Genomic DNA, 18,144 nt, shown 5'->3' with positions numbered 1-18,144 from the left:
TGACTTAGTTTTCACCATCAAACGCTGATGCAGCATGCGCTTATAGCTCCTCTTTAAGGAGCATCAGTCACACCATTCAAATCACCGCACAGCTGCGGCGAACGCTTGCTGAAGCTGTGCGACGTTGTTCAGCAAAGCCGTGGGACCTGTGCTGCCCATCAGGTACCAGCCCTTCGGGTCCAGAAAAACCACCTGCCCCTTTTGACCTGCCGTCGTGCCCTTGACCTGGGCGTTGTCAAACACCTTCTGCGAGGGAATGATTTCGCCGCCGCCAGCGGCCGAGCCGGTACCGGTATTGCGGTCAATCACGTAAATCCAGGCGGGGTTCAGCTTGGCCACATCGTCAAAGGTATAGGCCGTGCCACGCGCGGGAACGTCCTTGGCGGTGATGGCCGACTTGGCCCCCAACACATCAAACAGAAAACCAAAACGGCTGCCTGGTGCGTTGGGCATGATCTTTTCGTTCACCGCCATCAAAAGCAGACCGGGTTCGGCCTGAGCGGACACCTGGCGCAACGCCGCCACGCGCTGGTTGATCTGTGCAACCAGCTGCTGGCCCTTGCCCTGCTGTTGGTACAAGCCGGCCAGCTGCATCACATTGCGCTCCATGTCCTGCAGCATCTGCTTGCTGTTCACCGAGAAATCGACCGTCGGCGCAATCTTGCTCAGCACCTCGTACTTCGAAGCCGAGCGGCCACCGACGATGATCAAATCGGGCTTGATCTGGCTGAGTGCGTCGTAATCAGGTTCAAACAGCGAGCCCGCCACGGTGTACTTGGCATCAGCATAGCCCGCCATGTACTGCGGAAACTGCGCTTTGGGAACACCCGCAACAGGAATGCCCAACGTTTGCATGGTGTCCAACGTCGCCAAGTCATAAACCACCACGCGCAAGGGCTTGGCTGGCACCTGCGTCGTGCCCTTGGCATGCGCAATGCTGACCACTTGCCCCTGGGCGGACGCTTCTGCCGCACAAACCACACCGCTGAACGCGGCAACGCAAGCCAAGACGACGGCTCGTCGCTGATTACGGAAACCCATAAGACACTCCCTCTCTATGAAAAATTGCCGGCGATTCCGCAAGGGATGCCGACCCATCGATCCGTGCGCGAGGCCTGCTGGCAGCGGCGGATCTGGCAGAAATTGATGCACTTCACACAGTCCTCATCACGCAAGCTGGCGATGAAAGGCAGAAGAAACAGTGCGTGATTTTCAGTGAAGAAAACTGAGAATCAGTCTTATTAACATGTAATAGTATGTTTCAGAAGCAGCCTAATCAGCACGTAAAGTCACGGGATTAGGGCGTTAATTGCTCTTCTTAAAGGAGCATTCAATGCGGGTGCATCAAGGCTAAAGTGTTTTTATTCTTGCTTCTCACGCAACCAATGTGCACCCCGTCCTGCGCGTTCCAGCAGGACAAGGCCGCTGGGTCAGCCCATCCAGTGGCCGATGACAAACAGGCACAGTCCAATGCAGCCGCCGACCAGCGTCCCGTTGATGCGGATGAACTGTAGATCTTTGCCAATGTGCTGCTCAATCAGGTCAGAGAGTTCCTGCGCATCCCAGCGCTGCACCGTGTCCTGAATGTGCTTGGCAATGAATTGCGACACATCCGGGGCCAAGCTGTAAGCCCAGCGCTCCAGGCGCTCGTTCATGGAAGCACGCAGCGCTTCGTCCTGCGCCAGCGATTGACCCAGCCATTGCCCAGCCATGGCCAGCTTGCGCGCCACCCATGAATGCTCATGGGCCAGATCTGCTTCCAACTTGCTGCGCATGCGTGCCCACAGACCACTAAGGTAGGTGGCCAGGTTCTCATCGTGGAGGATGTAGTGGCGAATTTGCGCCCCCTTGGCGGCGTACGCCGGGTCATGTTGCAAGCTGTCGATCCACTGCACCAGTTGTTGGTCAAACGCCAGGCGCAGGCGGTGCTGGGGGTTGTGCGCAATATCAGCCAGCACACTGTCGAGTGCCTGGGCAATCACATCGGCCCCTTTCTCGCTGAGCCAATCAGTCGGCAGCACTTTCTCTTTGAACGGGTGCTCGCGTTTGAGCCATTGCACGATGGTCTCACCAATAAAAATACGCGCCCGCTCTTCGCGCAGCATGCTGGAGACTTTGCGCAGCACATCATCGAGCACCGCCTGGTGACGGCCGTCATGGGTCAAACCGGCCAGCACGGCAGCCATGGACTGGCTGACATCCACCTGCGCCAGTGCACTGCGCAGCGTGCGTTTGAGCAGACGCTCTACCTGCCGGTCCTGCACCATCTCCAGCATCCCGGCGACGACCCGTGCCAGCTGCTGCCCCAGCAGTTGGGTGTTGCGTGGCTCTGAAAGCCATTGGGCCATCGATTGCGCAGGGTCGTGCTGGCGCATCAGTGCAACCAGTGACGGCGCATCCAAGAATTTATCGCGCACAAAGGCGGCCAGGTTTTCGCCAATCCGATCTTTGTTGCGCGGAATGATAGCGGTATGCCTCCCAACCAGCGGCAAGGGAATACGGCGAAACAGCGCCGTCACAGCAAACCAGTCGGCCAGCGCCCCCACCATTGCGGCTTCGGAAACGGCTCTGATGCACCGCACCGCCAAGCTTGCGGGCAGCACATGGGTCAAGGCAAACAGCAGTGCAAAAAATACCAGCAGTCCAAGCGCCAGCAGCTTGGCGCGGCGTACGCCATGGCCTGCAGCACTCCAATTCATGGGCATGTCACGACCTCCTCGCCACCCCAGCGTACTCGACACTGCTGTGACGCAAGCTGCGCACGCACCGAAATGCGCAGTAGGAGCACTGCCGGTCTCTGGTGAGCGCGCCCCTGCACCGCCGCAAGCAATCGTTTGTTTTCCGCGACACATACACCGAAAAAGCATAAGGCTGAGAACGATTTGCATTACGAAATGCAATAATTGAGGCACTTCATGTCCATCAGAAAAATTCATAACCAGGACATCGCAGCACCCATCCGATCGCGATAGGGCTGCACCGCTTCACACCACCTCAACCTATCTGAGTGCCAGCACCGCTGGCAGGTTTTGCCATGTCCAAAAAATCTACTGTGTTCTACGTCAAGCCCACGCTGCTCGCACTGGCTGCTGCCGCCTGTGCATCTGCAGTTGCCCAGGAAAGCACCCAAACATTATCTGAAGTGGTCGTCTCCGCGTCCGGGTTTGAGCAAGAACTCAAGCAAGCGCCCGCCTCCATTTCGGTGGTGACGCGCGAAGAGTTGGAGAAGAAAAGCTTCCGCGACTTGGCCGAAGCCCTGCAGGGCGTAGAGGGCATCGATGTGAAAGGCAGCACCGGCAAAACCGGGGGGTTTGACATCAGCATGCGTGGCATGCCGAGCGAATACACCTTAGTGCTGATCGATGGCCGCCGTCCTAATCCTGCAGGTGACACCACACCGAATGGCTTTGGCTCCGCATTGACGTCACTGATCCCCCCCATGTCTGCGATTGAGCGCATTGAGGTGATTCGTGGCCCCATGTCTACGCTGTATGGCTCCGATGCGATGGGTGGCGTGATCAACATCATCACCCGCAAGGTGGCTAAAGAGTGGGGAGGCAGCGTGCAAGTGGAAGGCTCGCTGCCTGAAAACGGTGACCAAGGTGCAGTTCAAAAGACCAGCTTCTACTTGAACGGTCCCATCCAGCAAGATAAATTGGGCTTGACTATTCGCGGCAGCTATTTGAATCGCGATGGTTCTGACCTCAAACCATCTTCTGGAGAGGGAACAATCAGTACACGCGGCCCATCTCCAGTAAAGACTGACCAACATACCTTGGGTGCGCGCTTGACCTTTACGCCAAGCAACGGCCAAGAGATTTGGCTGGATGTTGACAGCGCACGCTCCTCGTATGACAACCGCCGGTGCGAGCTTGGTACGCTGGACTACCTGAACTGCACCACAGGTGCGTCCAACAACACAGCCTCTGGCTATGCCGATGAGTTGCAGTTCAACCGCGACCAATATGCAATCGGCTATAAAGGCAAACTGGACATCGGCCTGCTAGAAAGCAGCCTGAGCTACAGCCAGAACCGAACGGAAGGCCGTACCGTTCCGACGGCTGCAGCCAACCACGCTGGCCGTCCTGATTTGATTGGCAAATCACGCACACTCGAGTCCAGCAGCACCACCTGGGATACCAAGCTGGTGAGCCCCATTGGTGAAAACCACTTGCTCTCAATTGGCACCCAGTACAGCCATACCACTGCCAAGGAGGGTTTGGCGTTGATGACCGGGGCATCTGCTTTCAAGCAAAACACCTGGGCAATCTTTGCCGAAGATGAATGGAGCCTGACCGACAGCCTGACGGCCACCGGTGGTTTGCGCTACGACCACCATGACAAGTTTGGTGGTCACTGGAGCCCCCGCGCTTATTTGGTATGGAGCGCCACACAAATGCTGACCGTCAAAGGCGGTGTCAGCCAAGGATTCCGCGCCCCCAAAGTGAACCAAATGGTTGATGGACTGGCTGGCTACTCAGGTCAGGGCACAACCATGACCATCGGTAATCCCGCACTCAAACCTGAAGAAAGCACCAGTACAGAACTTGGATTGCTATTTGACAATCAAAAGGGCTGGACAGCAGGTGCTACCGCTTTTCATAACAACATCAAAAACAAAATCGTTAGCGACCGCTGCGATACCAGCTACCGAATTGGAGGATGCGCAGGTCTTCTGGGAAACACCACCTTCAGTCACAACCAAGACGAAGGCAAAACATGGGGTTTGGAGCTGAGCAGCAAGTACGTCTTCTCGCCCGCTTGGAATATGGCCACAACTTACACATGGACGGACAGCGAACTCATCGAGCAGGGCCAGGTGGTAGGCAAGCTCAGTGATGTGGCCAAGCATGTAGCCAGCGCTACATTGAACTGGAATATCAATAACCAGTGGTCTGCATGGCTGCAAGCGGAATACCGAGGTAAAAGCCGCCGTTTTAACAATGACTACAGCAACTTCTCCGAAAACGAAAAGCGTGAATTTGCAGCCGTCGGAGACATCCGTGGCTACAGCCTGTTCAACCTCGGTGCTCAATACCGAATGAACAAAAATGTGAGCTTCTCCGCCACCATCTACAACCTGTTTGATAAGGATTTCTTGAAATTCAAGAAATGGCGTGAACTCACATACAACAATGCTGGCGTGGTCACCGGAGAGCGTGATGCATGGGCCAACTCCTACGTGAAGTCCAGCCAGTCCACCAAAGGCTCTATTCCCGATGGCCGCACCCTTTGGCTGCGGGCCAACATCCAGTTCTAAGTTCTGGCACACATAAAAAAGGGAGGCCTAAGCCTCCCTTTTTTATATTCGTATTTCAATAAAAATAGCTGGTAGCGCTTACGAAATAAGCACTTTAGATAGTTTTTATAGAGAAATTCATATCCAACTAGCGCCAGCAGCTATTCTTTTATGACTTACTTACCCTTTACGCCCAGCAGCTCCACCTCAAAATTCAGCGTGGCATTGGGCGGAATCACACCACCAGCGCCACGGCTGCCATAGGCAATGCTGGCGGGGCAGGTCAGCTTGGCTTTACCGCCCACTTTCATTTTTTGCACGCCTTCGGTCCAGCAGGGAATGACGCGGTTCAAAGGAAAGTCGATGGGCTGGCCACGGGCGATGGAGCTGTCAAACTCTTTGCCACTTTCCGGAAACCAGCCGCGGTAGTGCACGCGCACGGTGTCAGTGGCGGCAGGCTGTGCGCCTATGCCTTCCTGGATGACTTCATAGACCAGGCCACTGGCCGTGGTCTCAGAGGCCGCATGGGCCGTGCCCAGCGCCAGCAGGCTGGCAGCGGCGATGACAAACCATTGCTTCATACAAGCTTTCATTGCAAACAAAGCGCCATCATGCCTGCACTGGCACAACCCCGATCGCATCCAAGGCAGTGCGCAAATGGCCGACGGTGCGGTCCACGTTGTGCCACTTCTCCAGGCCAAACAGGCCAATGCGGAAGGTTTGAAAGTCGGGACCTTCATCACACTGCAAAGGTACGCCCGAAGCGGTTTGCAGCCCCGCCTCCAAGAACTTCTTGCCCGATTGAATACCGGGGTCGGTGGTGTAGCTGACCACCACGCCAGGCGCTTTGAAGCCCTCCGCCGCCACGCTGGGGAAACCGCGTGACTCCAGCAGCGCGCGCACCTTGGCGCCCAGCTCTATTTGTTCTTCGCGCACTTTGGCAAAACCGTATGCGCGCGTTTCCATCATCACATCGCGCAAACGCACCAGCGCATCGGTCGGCATGGTGGTGTGGTAGGCGTGCGCCCCCTTTTCGTAGCCTTCGGCAATCTGCATCCACTTCTTCAGATCGCACGAGAAACTGGAGCTTTGTGTGCCATCAATGGCCTGGCGTGCACGCTCAGACAGCATCACCATGGCGCAACAGGGCGAGCTGCTCCAGCCCTTTTGTGGCGCGCTGATCAGCACATCCACGCCCGTCTTGACCATGTCCACCCACATGGCACCCGACGCCACGCAGTCCAGCACCATCAAGGCCCCCACTTCGTGGGCTGCATCGCTGATGGTGCGGATGTAGTCATCAGGCAGCAAAATGCCGCTGGCCGTTTCGACGTGCGGGGCAAACACCACCTTGGGTTTTTCCGCGCGGATGGTGGCAGCCACATCTTCGGCTGCGCAGGGTGCCCAGGGATCCTGGCTGCCTGCGCCTTGCTTGCGCGCCTTGCAGACCACGGCACCACCGCCCAGACCAAAGTTACCCGTATCAAAAATCTGCGTCCAGCGGTAGCTGAACCAGCCATTGCGCACAATCAGCACTTTTTGGCCATTGGCAAACTGGCGTGCCACGGCTTCCATGCCGAAAGTGCCACTGCCGGGCACCAGCACCGCCGTGTGGGCGTTGTATACCTCTTTGAGCGTGCCCAGAATGTCTTGCACGACGCCCGTAAAGCGTTTGGACATGTGGTTGAGCGCACGGTCGGTGTAGACCACCGAAAACTCCAACAGGCCATCGGGATCGATATCGGGCAAAAGTCCGGGCATGGTTTCTCCAAGTTCTTGCGGCCACAGCGCGGCCTGATTGCTATAGAAACCAGCTTAGCATGCCGCTTTTTTCAGCGCGAGCAAGCTCTGCGTTTTTGTATACACGGCATATACCCAGTGATATGCCGCTTGCGCCACATCAAAAACCTGAAATACCGCAAGCCAGATGCAGGCAGCCCTAGCCCTGTGCGCCGTAATGGCGCCCACCAAAAATGCCGCTGCCCACGCGCACCATGGTGCTACCAGCCGCAATGGCAATGTGCATGTCCGCCGTCATGCCCAGGCTGACGGTATCGAACTGCGCCTGCCCAGGCAGCTGAGCACGAATGTGTGCAAACACCTCTACCACCTTGCGGTGCACTTCCAGCATGGCGGCATCGGTAGCCTGGGGGTCTGGAATACTCATCACCCCACGCAGTTGCAGCCGGGGCAGCGCCGCCACCGTTTGGGCCAGCTGCAGTGCCTGCTCGGGCGTGCAACCGGATTTTGTCTCTCCACCATCCACATTCACCTGAATGCACACTTGCAACGGCGGCAGGTGGTCTGGGCGCTGCTCACTCAAACGCTGAGCGATTTTTTCGCGATCAACGGTGTGCACCCAGTCAAAGTGCTGGGCCACCAGCTTGGTCTTGTTGCTTTGGATTGGGCCGATGCAGTGCCATTGCAAGGGCGGCACATCGGCCATGGCCCCCACAGCGGCTATTTTCTCCACCCCTTCCTGGATGTAGTTCTCCCCAAAAGCGCGCTGGCCTGCCAACGCGGCCTCGCGCACCGCCTCAGCGGGGAAGGTCTTGGACACCGCCAACAAGGCCACATCTGTGGGCTGCCTGCCGCACTTTTGGCATGCGAGGGTAATCTGTGCGTGAACGCTTTGGAGCTTGCAAGCAATCGTGGTCATAATCTTCCGAAGCGTACCAAACCATAAGGCCGCTGGCAGCAAGTCGCCTGAAGGAGACCTTTGCACGATGCGGTATTGAGAGGGAGATTTGTTGTGGACATCACGACCCTGCTGGCTTTTAGCGTCAAAAACAAGGCTTCGGACTTGCACCTCTCCGCAGGTCTGCCACCGATGATCCGGGTGCACGGCGACGTGCGCCGCATCAACGTGGAGCCGCTGGACCACAAGGCTGTACACGCCATGGTCTACGACATCATGAACGACGGGCAGCGCAAGGCCTACGAAGAAAACCTGGAGGTGGACTTCTCGTTCGAGATCGCAGGGCTGGCCCGCTTTCGTGTGAACGCCTTCAACCAGTACCGCGGCGCCGCGGCTGTGTTCCGTACCATTCCCAGCAAAATTCTCACGCTGGAAGATCTGAACGCACCCAAGATCTTTGCCGATCTGGCACTCAAACCACGCGGCCTGGTCCTGGTCACCGGTCCTACCGGCTCGGGAAAGTCAACCACCCTGGCCGCCATGGTGGACTACCTGAACAGCAACGAACACGGCCACATTCTGACGGTGGAAGACCCCATCGAATTTGTGCACGACTCCAAGAAATGCCTGGTCAACCAACGCGAAGTGGGGCCGATGACGCACTCCTTCTCTGCCGCGCTGCGCTCTGCACTGCGTGAAGACCCGGACTGCATCTTGGTGGGTGAAATGCGTGACCTGGAAACCATTCGCCTGGCCATGACCGCCGCCGAAACCGGCCACTTGGTATTCGGTACGCTGCACACCTCCAGCGCGGCCAAAACCATCGACCGTATCATCGACGTCTTCCCTGCCGAAGAAAAAGAAATGGTGCGCGCCATGCTCTCCGAATCATTGCAGGCCGTGATTTCGCAGACCCTGTGCAAAACCAAGGATGGCAATGGCCGTGTCGCTGCGCACGAGATCATGATCGGCACCAGCGCCATCCGCAACCTGATCCGTGAAGCCAAGGTGGCCCAGATGTACTCCACCATCCAGACAGGCAGCAACGTCGGCATGCAGACCCTGGACCAAAACCTGACCGAGCTGGTGCGCCGCAACGTTATCAGCGCTGCCGAAGCGCGTGGCAAGGCCAAGTCGCCTGAAAACTTCCCCGGTTAACCGACTGCATTTGGAGACAGCGCCATGGAACGCGATCAGGCCAGTAAATTCATTAACGACTTGCTCAAGCTGATGGTGGCACGCAAGGGCAGTGACTTGTTCATCACTGCCGACTTCCCCCCTGCCATCAAATCCGACGGCAAGGTCACCAAGCTGATGGACCAGCCACTGGTGCCCGCCCACACCCTGACACTGGCGCGCTCCATCATGAGCGACAAGCAAGTGGCCGAGTTTGAGCGCACCAAGGAATGCAATTTTGCGATTTCCCCCGCCGGCATCGGCCGCTTCCGGGTGAATGCCTTCATTCAGCAAGGGCGTGTGGGCATGGTGCTGCGAACCATCCCTGCCACCATTCCCACCATTGATGCCATGGGGCTGCCCCAGGTACTCAAAGACGTGGCCATGACGCAGCGCGGCCTGTGCATTTTTGTGGGCGCCACCGGCTCAGGCAAATCGACCTCGCTGGCAGCCATAGTGGACTGGCGCAACGAACACTCGCACGGTCACATCGTGACCGTGGAAGATCCGATCGAATTTGTGCACCCGCACAAGAACTGCATCATCACCCAGCGCGAAGTCGGCCTGGATACCGACAGCTGGGAAGCTGCACTGAAAAACTCACTGCGCCAGGCCCCCGACGTGATTTTGATGGGCGAAATCCGCGACCGCGAAACCATGGAACACGCCATCGTGTTCTCGGAAACCGGTCACCTGTGCCTGGCCACCTTGCACGCCAACAGCGCCAACCAGGCGCTGGACCGGATCGTAAACTTCTTCCCCGAAGAGCGCCGCGAGCAATTGCTCATGGATTTGTCGCTCAATCTGCGCGGCATGATTTCCCAGCGCCTGCTGCCCAAAGAAGACGGCAAGGGCCGTGTGGCCGCGCTGGAAGTCATGCTCAATTCACCCTTGATTTCTGATCTGATTGCCAAGGGCGATGTGGTTGAGATCAAGGAGATCATGAAGAAAAGCCGCGAGCTGGGCATGCAAACCTTTGACCAGTCGCTGTTCGACCTGTACGAGAGCGGTGCCGTCAAGTACGAAGATGCCTTGCGCAGCGCCGATTCGGTCAACGATTTGCGCCTGCAGATCAAGCTGCACAGCAAGCGCGCGCACAACAGTGATCTGGCGGCTGGCACCGAACACTTTCGCATCATGTGACGCACCTATCACCCATAAAAAAGCCCGGCTGAACCGGGCTTTTTTGATGGGGAAACCTGCGCTTAATTCTGGGCTGCAGGATCTTGCTCGACCGGTGCCTGGTCTTGGCGCGTGCGGTAGCTGGCCAGCTCCTCTTCGGTGATGCTCTCAAACACCCGCACCACCTTGCGCACATCATTCACACCGCGCGCAATCTCTGCAGCACGCTTGGCTTCACGCGGCGTCACAATGCCCATGAGGTAGACCACATTCATCTCTGTCACCACCTTGATGGTGTTGGACTGCAAATCCTTGGCATCCAGAATGCTGGCCTTGACCTTGCTGGTGATGAACGTATCTTTGCTGCGCTGCGTGATGGAAGAGATAAAAGGCACCACTTCCAGCTCATTGACCACGCTGCGCACATTCTCCACACCGGCCACAGCACGTTCTACCGCAGCTTTTTCACTGTCCGAGCGCACTTCACCGGTCAACAGCGCCAGACGGTTAAAGCTGGTCACACTGGCACGGCTGCTGCTGGGCAACACCTCGTTCACTTGCAAACGGGCCTTTTGCTCAATGCGTTCATCTTCCAGGTACATGCCCGAGGTGCGGCGATCCGAAGCCACCAACGCAGTCGTCACCGCGCCGCCCCCCACCAGCAAGGGCACACATGCGGTCAAACTGCCGATCAACATGCCCCCTGCAACCACGGCCAAACCTGTTCGACGCCATTGTTCTCTCATTACATCTCCTGTTCGCCCAGCAATTGGGTATCTACTCCATCACACAAGCAATTGAGCACCAGATCGTGCACTTCACGCACCCGCGCCGGGCGCTCATGGGGCACGCAAATCAGCACGTCCGTCTCGCGTACACGTCCTGCCAAAGCACCCCCGGTGTGGCCTGTCAGCACCACCACCATCATGTCGCGCTCATGGGCCGCTTCCACAGCCTCCAGCATGCTGCTTTCATGGCCCGAGATGGACAGCACCAGCAGCACATCACTGGCTTGACCCAAAGCACGTACCTGGCGTGCCACGTACTGGTTGGACAGATTGGTTGCACCCGACAGCGCGCCCAGAAAGCCGCTGTCTGAAGACAGGGCCACGGCGGCCAGCTCAGGCCGATCGCGTTCAAAGCCGCTGACACACAGGCTGGCGAACATCTGTGCCTGGCTGGCAGAAGCGCCAGAGCCACAGGCCAGAATTTTCCCGCCACCGGTGATACAGGCCAGCAAGGCCTGCACTGCCGCAGAGATGGGCAGGCTCAGCGCCTGGGCTGACTGGTATTTCAAGTCAGCGCTGTCGATGAAATGTTGTTGGATTTGTTGCTCAAGCATGGAGTGGTGATGATAACTGTGCGCTTTCTCGAATTTTGTAGCCTTCGGTTAACACCGTGTGTGACTACGTCATCGCCCCATGGTTCCGCACCACTTGGCGGCCTAAGCCGCATCAAAGGCAGCGCGCAGCCACTGTAGCGTGCTGCCGTCGAGCAACACCACATCCAGCCGGCAGGCGGTGTGCTGTCCGTGGGCCTGCAGCCAGTGCTGTGCGGCCAGCACGATGCGCTGGCGCTTGGCATAGCCGATGCTGCCACCCGCCCCGCCAAAACCGGCGTGGCTGCGGCTGCGCACCTCGACAAACACCACCGTGCCATCGCTTTCTTGCAGGATTAAGTCAATCTCCCCCCCGCCGCGCCCGGGCGTCCGATAATTGCGTGCAATCAGCCGCAGGCCCTGGGCCTGCAGATAGGCCAGCGCTTGGTCTTCGGCCGCCTGCCCACGCGCTTGCGCGCTGGTTTTACCCACCGCTGGTGTGGCGGGCTTTTTCCCAAGGAAGAACATTGAGTGCCTCTTTCGCTTCGGCATTAACAGCAGCGCGCGACGCCGCTGCCTCGCAAAATTATCCACAGGGTGTCCTGTATGTGGTGGCTACGCCCATCGGTAATCTGGCCGATATTTCGCTGCGCGCCCTGCATGTGCTGCAAATGGTGGATGCCATTGCCTGCGAAGACACCCGCCACACCCAGGGCATGTTGCGCAGCTACGGGCTGGAACGCCCTGGCAGCCAGTTACTGGCCGTGCACCAGCACAACGAGGCCGAAGCCGCCGCTGGCATCATCGCCCGCCTGCAACAAGGCCAGCGCATTGCCTATGTGAGCGATGCCGGCACCCCCGGCGTGAGCGACCCCGGCGCACGCCTGTGCGCAGCGCTGGCAGCACAAGGCCTGCGCGCCATGCCACTGCCCGGCGCCAGCTCTATCACCAGCGCCATCAGCGTGGCCGGTTGCGTGCCCCCCGGGCAAACCGACGGTGGCTTTGTGTTTGCCGGCTTCTTGCCCACCAAAAATGCCGAACGCCAAACCGCCGTGCACCAGTTGGCCGATGAAACGCGCTGCGTGGTGTTGCTAGAAGCGCCGCACCGCATTCAGGAAATGGCCAAAGCCCTGGCCGTGCTGGGCGCGCGCAAAGTCACGCTGGCCCGCGAAATTACCAAGCAGTTTGAACAAGTCACCACCCACGCAGCACAAGACGTGGCGACCTGGCTGGACGCCGATGCCACCCGCGTCAAAGGCGAATTTGTGGTGGTGCTGCACCCGGTCGAAGTGCAGCAAGAATCCGGCGAAAGCGAACGCGTGCTGCGCCTGCTGCTGGCGGAGCTGCCCACCAAGGCTGCCGTCAAGCTGACCGCCGAAATCACCGGAGGCAATCGCAATACCTTGTATGACCTGGCGCTGGACATCAAGCGTGAGGGTGAAAATGCGTGATTGGTATGCGCCTGCTTGAGCGGGGATTAGCTTAACGCCATCCACCTAAAATAATAGCTACTAGCACTTTGCACATAAGGGCTAGTGGCATAAAAGGCTTGAAGCATTGGCTTCAGGCCTTTTATGTTTTGGAGGTGTTGAAAGTGCTTGCTGTGCGCTGATTGGCCGAGACCAGGAGGTCGCCCCGGCGGGCAAGTCACTGTCTGGCTACACCCGCAAAAGTACCCCAGATACGACTTTGCAGCCGCCCGGCGAAACTCGACTTTGCACGCATGCGGGAAGCTGAGGTGCAGTGATTTTTCTAGGGCAACTATCGGCCAGAAGCGGACATACGCAGCATTTCAAGTCAGTCACGAATATTCTTTAATCTGAAAAAGAAATGCCCAGAACTTGGTCTGGGCACGATGGTTTAGAACTTGAAGGCTTGTCCATCCTCTGGAATCAAAACGCTTTTTTCAATTTGTTGTTCTTCAACAAATTGGCGCAATTCCTTGCGGCTGAGTGACATGTGATTCACCGCATCCATGTGCACAGCCACGATCGTGGCGTTGGGTGCATGCTTGGTGGCCTCCAACGTGTCTTGCTTGCCCATGATGATGGGGTGTTGCTCAAAGCCCGTCATGAGTGCGCTGCCGGTATTCAGAATCACGACATCTGGCTTGTGTACAGCAAGCACCTTTGCAACCTCTGGTCGCCACACCGTATCGCCGGCCACATACACTTTTTTGGCGTGAGGTGCGGAAAAGACCACGCCCATCACCGCGCCCAAATTCTGCGCTCTCGTTGGATCTGCGTAGAGCAAATCACTACCATGCTGGCCGCCGGTTTTTGTCAGTTTCACGCCATTGAATGTGACTTCTCCATCCAGCACACGCACATCTTTAAAACCCTGACTGCGAATGAGCTGTGCGTCCGCTGCGTTTTGCGTAAACACAGGCAAATTTTTCGGTATCAGCTTTTGCGCAGCCTCGTCCCAATGGTCTAAGTGGGTGTGGGTCACCACCACAGCCTCAACGCTGTCGAGCACTTGTTGCGCTGTCATCGGCAGCCCCACGGTAGGATTTCTCAGTTCGCTGCGATAGGTGCCTTCAAAACCATCGTATGCCCCTTGTGGAGCCAGCATCGGGTCGATCAAGAACGTGGTGCCCGAAAAATCGATCTTGACGGTCGCATTGCGGATTTGCTGCACTTGGACTGACATTTCGCCGGACCATGCGGTGCTGCCGCACACGCTCATAGACAGTGCCAACATCAGCGGGGACAGCAACTTTTTAGCTTTCATGGGTTCTCTTTGAAGTGGTAGTTCAGACTGAATTTTTCAGTTTCCTGCCTTTTTGAAAAATTGGCCTACGAGACAACATTCGAAAGAATTGGGCCAAAATTACCGTATGCATGCACAAACCCACGTACCAGTCGTTGCGCTGGTTGCATATCCGCAATTCAGCCCCTTTCACTTTGGGGTGCCGTTTCTGTTGTTCAGTGCGCAATTGCCTGAACAAAAACTGTTTGAGTTGCAGATCTTGACGCCCCAAGGCAGCGCTTTGGCGGCAGAACGCGCACTCATGGCCCATCCCGATGGTGGCTTGGAGCTGCTGGAGCAGGCGGACATCATCGTGGTTCCTGGGTGGCATCATTTGGACGAGCCTCCAGAGCCTTCTCTGGTCCATGCGCTGCGGAAAGCACGGCTGCGTGGTGCGCACATCGTTGGACTTTGCTACGGCACCTACGCACTCGCCTATGCCGGATTACTCGACGGGAGGCGAGCCTCCACCCACTGGATGGGTGAGCAAGATTTCACGCAGCGTTTTCCACAGGTTCAACTTGACACGAATTCGCTGTATGTCGATGACGATGGGGTCATCACATCGGCCGGCACAGGTGCAGGCATTGATTGCTGTCTCTACATCGTGCGCAAGTTCTACGGGCAAAAAATTGCCAACAAGCTTGCGCGGATGCTGGTGGTGCAGCCTCACCGTGAAGGCGGCCAAGCGCAATTCATTGAGCAACCTGTTGCCCCTTCGACCCAAGACGCAAGAATCAACCAATTGCTCGACTTCTTACGAAAACATCTGCATGAAAATCATGATGTGGACAGCCTGGCAACACGATCCACCATGAGTCGGCGCACCTTTACACGGCATTTCAGCAAAGCAACCGGCATGTCTTTGGGCGACTGGTTGATTAGCGAGCGACTGCAGCGCACACGCGAATTGCTGGAAAGTACCCTGTTACCAGTGGAAACCATTGCGCATCAGGTGGGGTTTCAAAATTCAACGACATTGCGCCAGCACTTCAAACGCAGAAATCAAGTGAGTCCGAGCGAATGGAGGAAAACTTTTGGAAAGCAATGAAATTTGATGCCCGCTATGGGTCGATAACAGCCGCTTCAAGCTCTCTACGCTGCCTGCAAGGCTCCCAAGCGTGTAAGCACCGCGCCCATCATGGAAGCTCTTCATCTTTCCTGCGGCTGTTTGAGTGAAGCACTGCTTTGGTGAGTTTCATGTCTCAGACAAAAAAGTGAATCACCCATCTGGGTGTCCCCCTGCCTCAGCCAACCCAAGCGCAACCAGCAACCCAAGCATCAACCCAATAAAAAGGCTGCCAACCCCAGCAAGAGTTAACAGCCTTTTCAGCCTCTAGCCCTTATTTAGCAAGGGCATACAGCTACATTTTTAGGCATATGCCAGACCCGATGCCACGCCGCCAAACAAATCGCCTGCCACTTGCGGCGTAGTGGGGAAAGCCACCTTCAACGCATCGCGCAGCGTCTGCAGGGCCGACGAACCACCCGTCACGTACAGGGACGTGATCTGTTCCTTGCGCAAGCCCGCTTTGCGTACGCAGTCCTCGGCGCACTGCACCACATCGGCCAGCAGCTGCTGTAAGTGCTGCTCCAAGCCTTGTGGCGTGATCTGTGCTGACAAACCAGCTTCCACCCACCCCAGGTCCATGCGCGCATCGGCGGCCGTGCTGGAGGCGCTGATCTTGCCCTGCTCCACGGCATCGGCCAGGCGGTGGCCGGCCTGCTCTTCCAGCACGCGCATCAAGCGGGCGTGCAGGTTGCGGTCGCTGTAGTCGGCGCGCAGATTTTCGGCCTCGCGCATGGACTTGGCAGCGTACAGCCACTGAATCAAATGCCAGGTGGACAGGTCATAGAACACGCGGCTGGGCACTTCACGGCCGCTGGGGCCGGTGTGGCCCAGGCCCAGCAGGGGCTGCACCTCGGCGACGTTGAGTTTGTGGTCAAAGTCGGTACCGCCAATGTGCACGCCGGTGGTGGCCAGGATGTCCTGCGTACGGTCGCGCTTGCCCGCGTGCTGGGGCCCCAGGCGCACCACGGTGAAGTCAGAAGTACCACCGCCAATATCGACCACCAAAATGCAGGCTTCTTCGCTCAGGCGCTGCTCATAGTCCAGCGCAGCGGCAATCGGCTCCAGCTGGAAAGCCACTTCTTTGAAACCTGCGGTGTGGGCTGCCGCTTCCAGCGAGGCCTGTGCCTGCGCATCGCGCTCGGGGTTGGCATCAACAAAATGCACGGGGCGGCCGAGCACCACACGCTCTGGCATGCCGCCCATGTGCTGCTGCGCCTGGTGGGCCAGTTGCTGCAGGAAGATGGCGATGATGTCCTGGTAGCTCACCAGCTTGCCATGCACCGCCGTTTTGTCTTGCAGCAAGCTGCTGCCCAGCAGGCTTTTAAGCGAGCGCATCAAGCGCCCTTCTTCACCGGCCAAATACTGCTTCATCGCATCACGGCCATAGTGCGTGCTGCGGTCTTCGTAGTTAAAAAACAGCGCCGTGGGCATGGCGGCGGCTTTGCCTTCCAGGGGTACCAGTTGCGCGGTTTGCCCCGCCGTGCGCCATGCCATGGCCGAGTTGGAAGTGCCGAAGTCAATACCCAGCGTGGTGTGCGGAAGAATCTGCATGCGAAATTTCAAGCCAGGCAGCATCACAAAAAAGGAAGCAGCTTGCGCTGGAAAAATAAGGTTTTCAGATAGAAAACTATCTCAAAGCCTTATTTCACAAGCGCAAACAGCTATGCATTCCATGCTGCCCAATCAAACAAAGGGGCGTTATTTTGGCAGCTTGGGCAAGCCCTTGCTGGCAGCACCCAACAGCCCGCGCTGTGACTGATACCAGTGTGCAAGGTGCAATGCGCCGGGCTGACGTATACAGATATGAAGTGAGCGGGCCGCTGGCAACGCCTGCACGCCTTAGATCCATGGCTGTGGGCCGCCCGTTCACGCACCCGCATGCGGCATATCTTTCGGGGCCTCAGACAGCAGCAGGATCTCTGCAGGGGCTTCGGTACTGCTGCGCACTGCGTTGGTCCGTACGCTTCCAGGGTTTCAAGCCCACTTGAGCCAGCCCAAAGCGGACACGTAGTCTGGTTCTTGCCTACCTTTGGTCTTTGGAGCCAAGCGACGAGCCAAGGTGTATCGCCATGAGTGATTTCCCAAGACTTGGAGACATCAAGCATTGCATCCCAACGCTTGCAGCGATTGCTCACGCTGCCGGTCTCACGATGGAGCAGCTTGCGGCCCTGCACTTCAAGCACATACACAAAGCACTCTCAGCGGAGATTCTGGATGCAACGCAGACAACAAAAAACCCTGTTGAATTGCTTCAACAGGGTTTTTGATTTGGTTGCGAGGGCCGGATTTGAACCAACGACCTTTGGGTTATGAGCCCAACGAGCTACCAGACTGCTCCACCTCGCGATATGTCCAAATTATAGCACAGAATTATTCTGCAGCTTGAGTTTCTTCAGCTTGTTCCACCAATTGAACGAAAGCCATAGGTGCATTGTCGCCCACGCGGAAGCCCATCTTCAGGATACGTGTGTAGCCACCAGGACGCTTAGCGTTGCGGGGGCCCAGCACGTTGAACAGCTTGGTCACGCTGTCGCGGTCGCGCAGACGGTCAAATGCCAGACGGCGGTTAGCCACGGTGTCCACCTTAGCCAGAGTGATCATAGGCTCGATCACGCGACGCAGTTCCTTGGCCTTAGGCACAGTGGTCTTGATCGCTTCGTGTTCGATCAAAGAATTCATCATGTTCTGCAGCATCGCCTTGCGGTGCGAAGAAGTACGATTCAGTTTACGGAGTCCGTTGCCGTGACGCATGGTGCTTTCCTTTTAGGTAGTTTGTCGAGTGGCCGTATCAGGTACCGCCCGGTGCACTTGTGTGTGAAAAATAACTG

Annotated in this window: 18 protein-coding genes and 1 tRNA gene; 7 read left to right on the top strand and 12 right to left on the bottom strand. The window is 57.4% G+C overall.

What is annotated here, in order from left to right; all coding sequences use genetic code 11:
- Positions 1-81: 81 nt before the first annotated feature.
- Both AC27VO_RS00700 and AC27VO_RS00695 read right to left on the bottom strand, forming a co-directional pair.
- Positions 82-1,041, bottom strand: coding sequence for a siderophore ABC transporter substrate-binding protein (locus tag AC27VO_RS00700; RefSeq protein WP_488664786.1), 960 nt, complete (start codon positions 1,039-1,041; stop codon positions 82-84).
- Between the two features lie 389 nt (positions 1,042-1,430).
- Entirely contained in the window at positions 1,431-2,705 is a 1,275-nt protein-coding gene (locus tag AC27VO_RS00695; RefSeq protein ID WP_488664785.1) for a DUF445 domain-containing protein, read from the bottom strand.
- A gap of 329 nt (positions 2,706-3,034) precedes the next feature.
- Between AC27VO_RS00695 and AC27VO_RS00690 the strand changes: the two genes are divergently transcribed.
- Entirely contained in the window at positions 3,035-5,260 is a 2,226-nt protein-coding gene (locus tag AC27VO_RS00690; RefSeq protein WP_488664784.1) for a TonB-dependent receptor domain-containing protein, read from the top strand.
- Positions 5,261-5,415: 155 nt separating this feature from the next.
- Here the strand turns inward: AC27VO_RS00690 and AC27VO_RS00685 are convergent, their stop codons facing one another.
- The 3 genes from AC27VO_RS00685 to AC27VO_RS00675 form a co-directional block, all read right to left on the bottom strand.
- Complete coding sequence (locus tag AC27VO_RS00685; protein ID WP_488664783.1) at positions 5,416-5,820, bottom strand: FKBP-type peptidyl-prolyl cis-trans isomerase; 405 nt, start codon at positions 5,818-5,820, stop codon at positions 5,416-5,418.
- 28 nt (positions 5,821-5,848) lie between these two features.
- Complete coding sequence (locus AC27VO_RS00680; RefSeq protein WP_488664782.1) at positions 5,849-7,000, bottom strand: aminotransferase class V-fold PLP-dependent enzyme; 1,152 nt, start codon at positions 6,998-7,000, stop codon at positions 5,849-5,851.
- Between the two features lie 178 nt (positions 7,001-7,178).
- On the bottom strand, positions 7,179-7,898 hold the full coding sequence (locus AC27VO_RS00675) for a YggS family pyridoxal phosphate-dependent enzyme (RefSeq protein WP_488664781.1): 720 nt from the start codon (positions 7,896-7,898) through the stop codon (positions 7,179-7,181).
- A gap of 93 nt (positions 7,899-7,991) precedes the next feature.
- Between AC27VO_RS00675 and AC27VO_RS00670 the strand changes: the two genes are divergently transcribed.
- Together AC27VO_RS00670 and AC27VO_RS00665 are read left to right on the top strand one after the other, a co-directional pair.
- The gene (locus AC27VO_RS00670; protein ID WP_488664780.1) at positions 7,992-9,035 is read left to right on the top strand and encodes a type IV pilus twitching motility protein PilT; all 1,044 of its coding nucleotides are present in this window, start codon (positions 7,992-7,994) and stop codon (positions 9,033-9,035) included.
- 24 nt (positions 9,036-9,059) lie between these two features.
- Positions 9,060-10,196, top strand: coding sequence for a PilT/PilU family type 4a pilus ATPase (locus AC27VO_RS00665; RefSeq protein ID WP_488664779.1), 1,137 nt, complete (start codon positions 9,060-9,062; stop codon positions 10,194-10,196).
- A gap of 62 nt (positions 10,197-10,258) precedes the next feature.
- Here the strand turns inward: AC27VO_RS00665 and AC27VO_RS00660 are convergent, their stop codons facing one another.
- The 3 genes from AC27VO_RS00660 to AC27VO_RS00650 all read right to left on the bottom strand — a co-directional run bounded on the left by AC27VO_RS00660 (position 10,259) and on the right by AC27VO_RS00650 (position 12,021).
- A complete protein-coding gene (locus AC27VO_RS00660) occupies positions 10,259-10,921 on the bottom strand; it encodes a BON domain-containing protein (RefSeq protein WP_488664778.1) in 663 nt (220 codons plus the stop codon).
- On the bottom strand, positions 10,921-11,517 hold the full coding sequence (locus AC27VO_RS00655; RefSeq protein ID WP_488664777.1) for an SIS domain-containing protein: 597 nt from the start codon (positions 11,515-11,517) through the stop codon (positions 10,921-10,923). The genes AC27VO_RS00660 and AC27VO_RS00655 overlap by 1 nt, the downstream gene beginning before the upstream one ends.
- A 102-nt stretch (positions 11,518-11,619) precedes the next feature.
- Positions 11,620-12,021 (bottom strand): YraN family protein, encoded by a 402-nt coding sequence (locus tag AC27VO_RS00650; RefSeq protein ID WP_488664776.1) that lies wholly within the window; start codon positions 12,019-12,021, stop codon positions 11,620-11,622.
- On the opposite strand from AC27VO_RS00650, the gene rsmI reads away from it, so the two are divergent.
- On the top strand, positions 12,021-12,944 hold the full coding sequence (gene rsmI, locus AC27VO_RS00645; RefSeq protein WP_488664775.1) for a 16S rRNA (cytidine(1402)-2'-O)-methyltransferase: 924 nt from the start codon (positions 12,021-12,023) through the stop codon (positions 12,942-12,944). The genes AC27VO_RS00650 and rsmI overlap by 1 nt on opposite strands.
- Before the next feature lie 409 nt (positions 12,945-13,353).
- Here rsmI and AC27VO_RS00640 read toward each other — a convergent pair whose 3' ends face one another.
- Positions 13,354-14,226 (bottom strand): MBL fold metallo-hydrolase, encoded by an 873-nt coding sequence (locus AC27VO_RS00640; RefSeq protein WP_488664774.1) that lies wholly within the window; start codon positions 14,224-14,226, stop codon positions 13,354-13,356.
- Between the two features lie 106 nt (positions 14,227-14,332).
- On the opposite strand from AC27VO_RS00640, the gene AC27VO_RS00635 reads away from it, so the two are divergent.
- Positions 14,333-15,295: a GlxA family transcriptional regulator gene (locus AC27VO_RS00635; RefSeq protein ID WP_488664773.1), complete on the top strand. Its 963-nt coding sequence runs from the start codon at positions 14,333-14,335 to the stop codon at positions 15,293-15,295.
- Between the two features lie 321 nt (positions 15,296-15,616).
- On the opposite strand, the gene AC27VO_RS00630 is transcribed toward AC27VO_RS00635, so the two are convergent.
- Entirely contained in the window at positions 15,617-16,867 is a 1,251-nt protein-coding gene (locus AC27VO_RS00630; RefSeq protein ID WP_488664772.1) for an Hsp70 family protein, read from the bottom strand.
- Here AC27VO_RS00630 and AC27VO_RS00625 point away from each other — a divergent pair.
- The gene (locus tag AC27VO_RS00625) at positions 16,866-17,075 is read left to right on the top strand and encodes a hypothetical protein (RefSeq protein ID WP_488664771.1); all 210 of its coding nucleotides are present in this window, start codon (positions 16,866-16,868) and stop codon (positions 17,073-17,075) included. The two genes, AC27VO_RS00630 and AC27VO_RS00625, sit on opposite strands and share 2 nt — an antisense overlap.
- 310 nt (positions 17,076-17,385) lie before the next feature.
- Positions 17,386-17,583 (top strand): hypothetical protein, encoded by a 198-nt coding sequence (locus AC27VO_RS00620; RefSeq protein ID WP_488664770.1) that lies wholly within the window; start codon positions 17,386-17,388, stop codon positions 17,581-17,583.
- A 2-nt stretch (positions 17,584-17,585) separates the two neighbouring features.
- Here AC27VO_RS00620 and AC27VO_RS00615 read toward each other — a convergent pair.
- Both AC27VO_RS00615 and rplQ read right to left on the bottom strand, forming a co-directional pair.
- Positions 17,586-17,662: transfer RNA gene (locus AC27VO_RS00615), tRNA-Met, on the bottom strand.
- Between the two features lie 24 nt (positions 17,663-17,686).
- Complete coding sequence (rplQ, locus tag AC27VO_RS00610) at positions 17,687-18,067, bottom strand: 50S ribosomal protein L17 (protein WP_286997596.1); 381 nt, start codon at positions 18,065-18,067, stop codon at positions 17,687-17,689.
- Positions 18,068-18,144 lie beyond the last annotated feature (77 nt).

It is taken from the genome of Comamonas sp. 14P8.1.4 (assembly GCF_057799285.1).
The sequence above is the reverse complement of the archived record's forward strand: the minus strand, read 5'-3'. Positions and strand labels throughout refer to the sequence as shown.

Bases quoted from the DNA above. Each gene is read 5' to 3' on its own strand.
- AC27VO_RS00665 (WP_488664779.1), top strand. From the start codon at position 9,060: ATGGAACGCGATCAGGCCAGTAAATTCATTAACGACTTGCTCAAGCTG.
- AC27VO_RS00700 (WP_488664786.1), bottom strand. From the start codon at position 1,041: ATGGGTTTCCGTAATCAGCGACGAGCCGTCGTCTTGGCTTGCGTTGCC.
- AC27VO_RS00660 (WP_488664778.1), bottom strand. From the start codon at position 10,921: ATGAGAGAACAATGGCGTCGAACAGGTTTGGCCGTGGTTGCAGGGGGC.
- rplQ (WP_286997596.1), bottom strand. From the start codon at position 18,067: ATGCGTCACGGCAACGGACTCCGTAAACTGAATCGTACTTCTTCGCAC.
- AC27VO_RS00630 (WP_488664772.1), bottom strand. From the start codon at position 16,867: ATGCAGATTCTTCCGCACACCACGCTGGGTATTGACTTCGGCACTTCC.
- AC27VO_RS00685 (WP_488664783.1), bottom strand. From the start codon at position 5,820: ATGAAGCAATGGTTTGTCATCGCCGCTGCCAGCCTGCTGGCGCTGGGC.
- AC27VO_RS00690 (WP_488664784.1), top strand. From the start codon at position 3,035: ATGTCCAAAAAATCTACTGTGTTCTACGTCAAGCCCACGCTGCTCGCA.
- AC27VO_RS00695 (WP_488664785.1), bottom strand. From the start codon at position 2,705: ATGCCCATGAATTGGAGTGCTGCAGGCCATGGCGTACGCCGCGCCAAG.
- AC27VO_RS00640 (WP_488664774.1), bottom strand. From the start codon at position 14,226: ATGAAAGCTAAAAAGTTGCTGTCCCCGCTGATGTTGGCACTGTCTATG.
- AC27VO_RS00675 (WP_488664781.1), bottom strand. From the start codon at position 7,898: ATGACCACGATTGCTTGCAAGCTCCAAAGCGTTCACGCACAGATTACC.
- AC27VO_RS00635 (WP_488664773.1), top strand. From the start codon at position 14,333: ATGCATGCACAAACCCACGTACCAGTCGTTGCGCTGGTTGCATATCCG.
- AC27VO_RS00650 (WP_488664776.1), bottom strand. From the start codon at position 12,021: ATGTTCTTCCTTGGGAAAAAGCCCGCCACACCAGCGGTGGGTAAAACC.
- AC27VO_RS00680 (WP_488664782.1), bottom strand. From the start codon at position 7,000: ATGCCCGGACTTTTGCCCGATATCGATCCCGATGGCCTGTTGGAGTTT.
- AC27VO_RS00620 (WP_488664770.1), top strand. From the start codon at position 17,386: ATGAGTGATTTCCCAAGACTTGGAGACATCAAGCATTGCATCCCAACG.
- AC27VO_RS00655 (WP_488664777.1), bottom strand. From the start codon at position 11,517: ATGCTTGAGCAACAAATCCAACAACATTTCATCGACAGCGCTGACTTG.
- AC27VO_RS00625 (WP_488664771.1), top strand. From the start codon at position 16,866: ATGCGAAATTTCAAGCCAGGCAGCATCACAAAAAAGGAAGCAGCTTGC.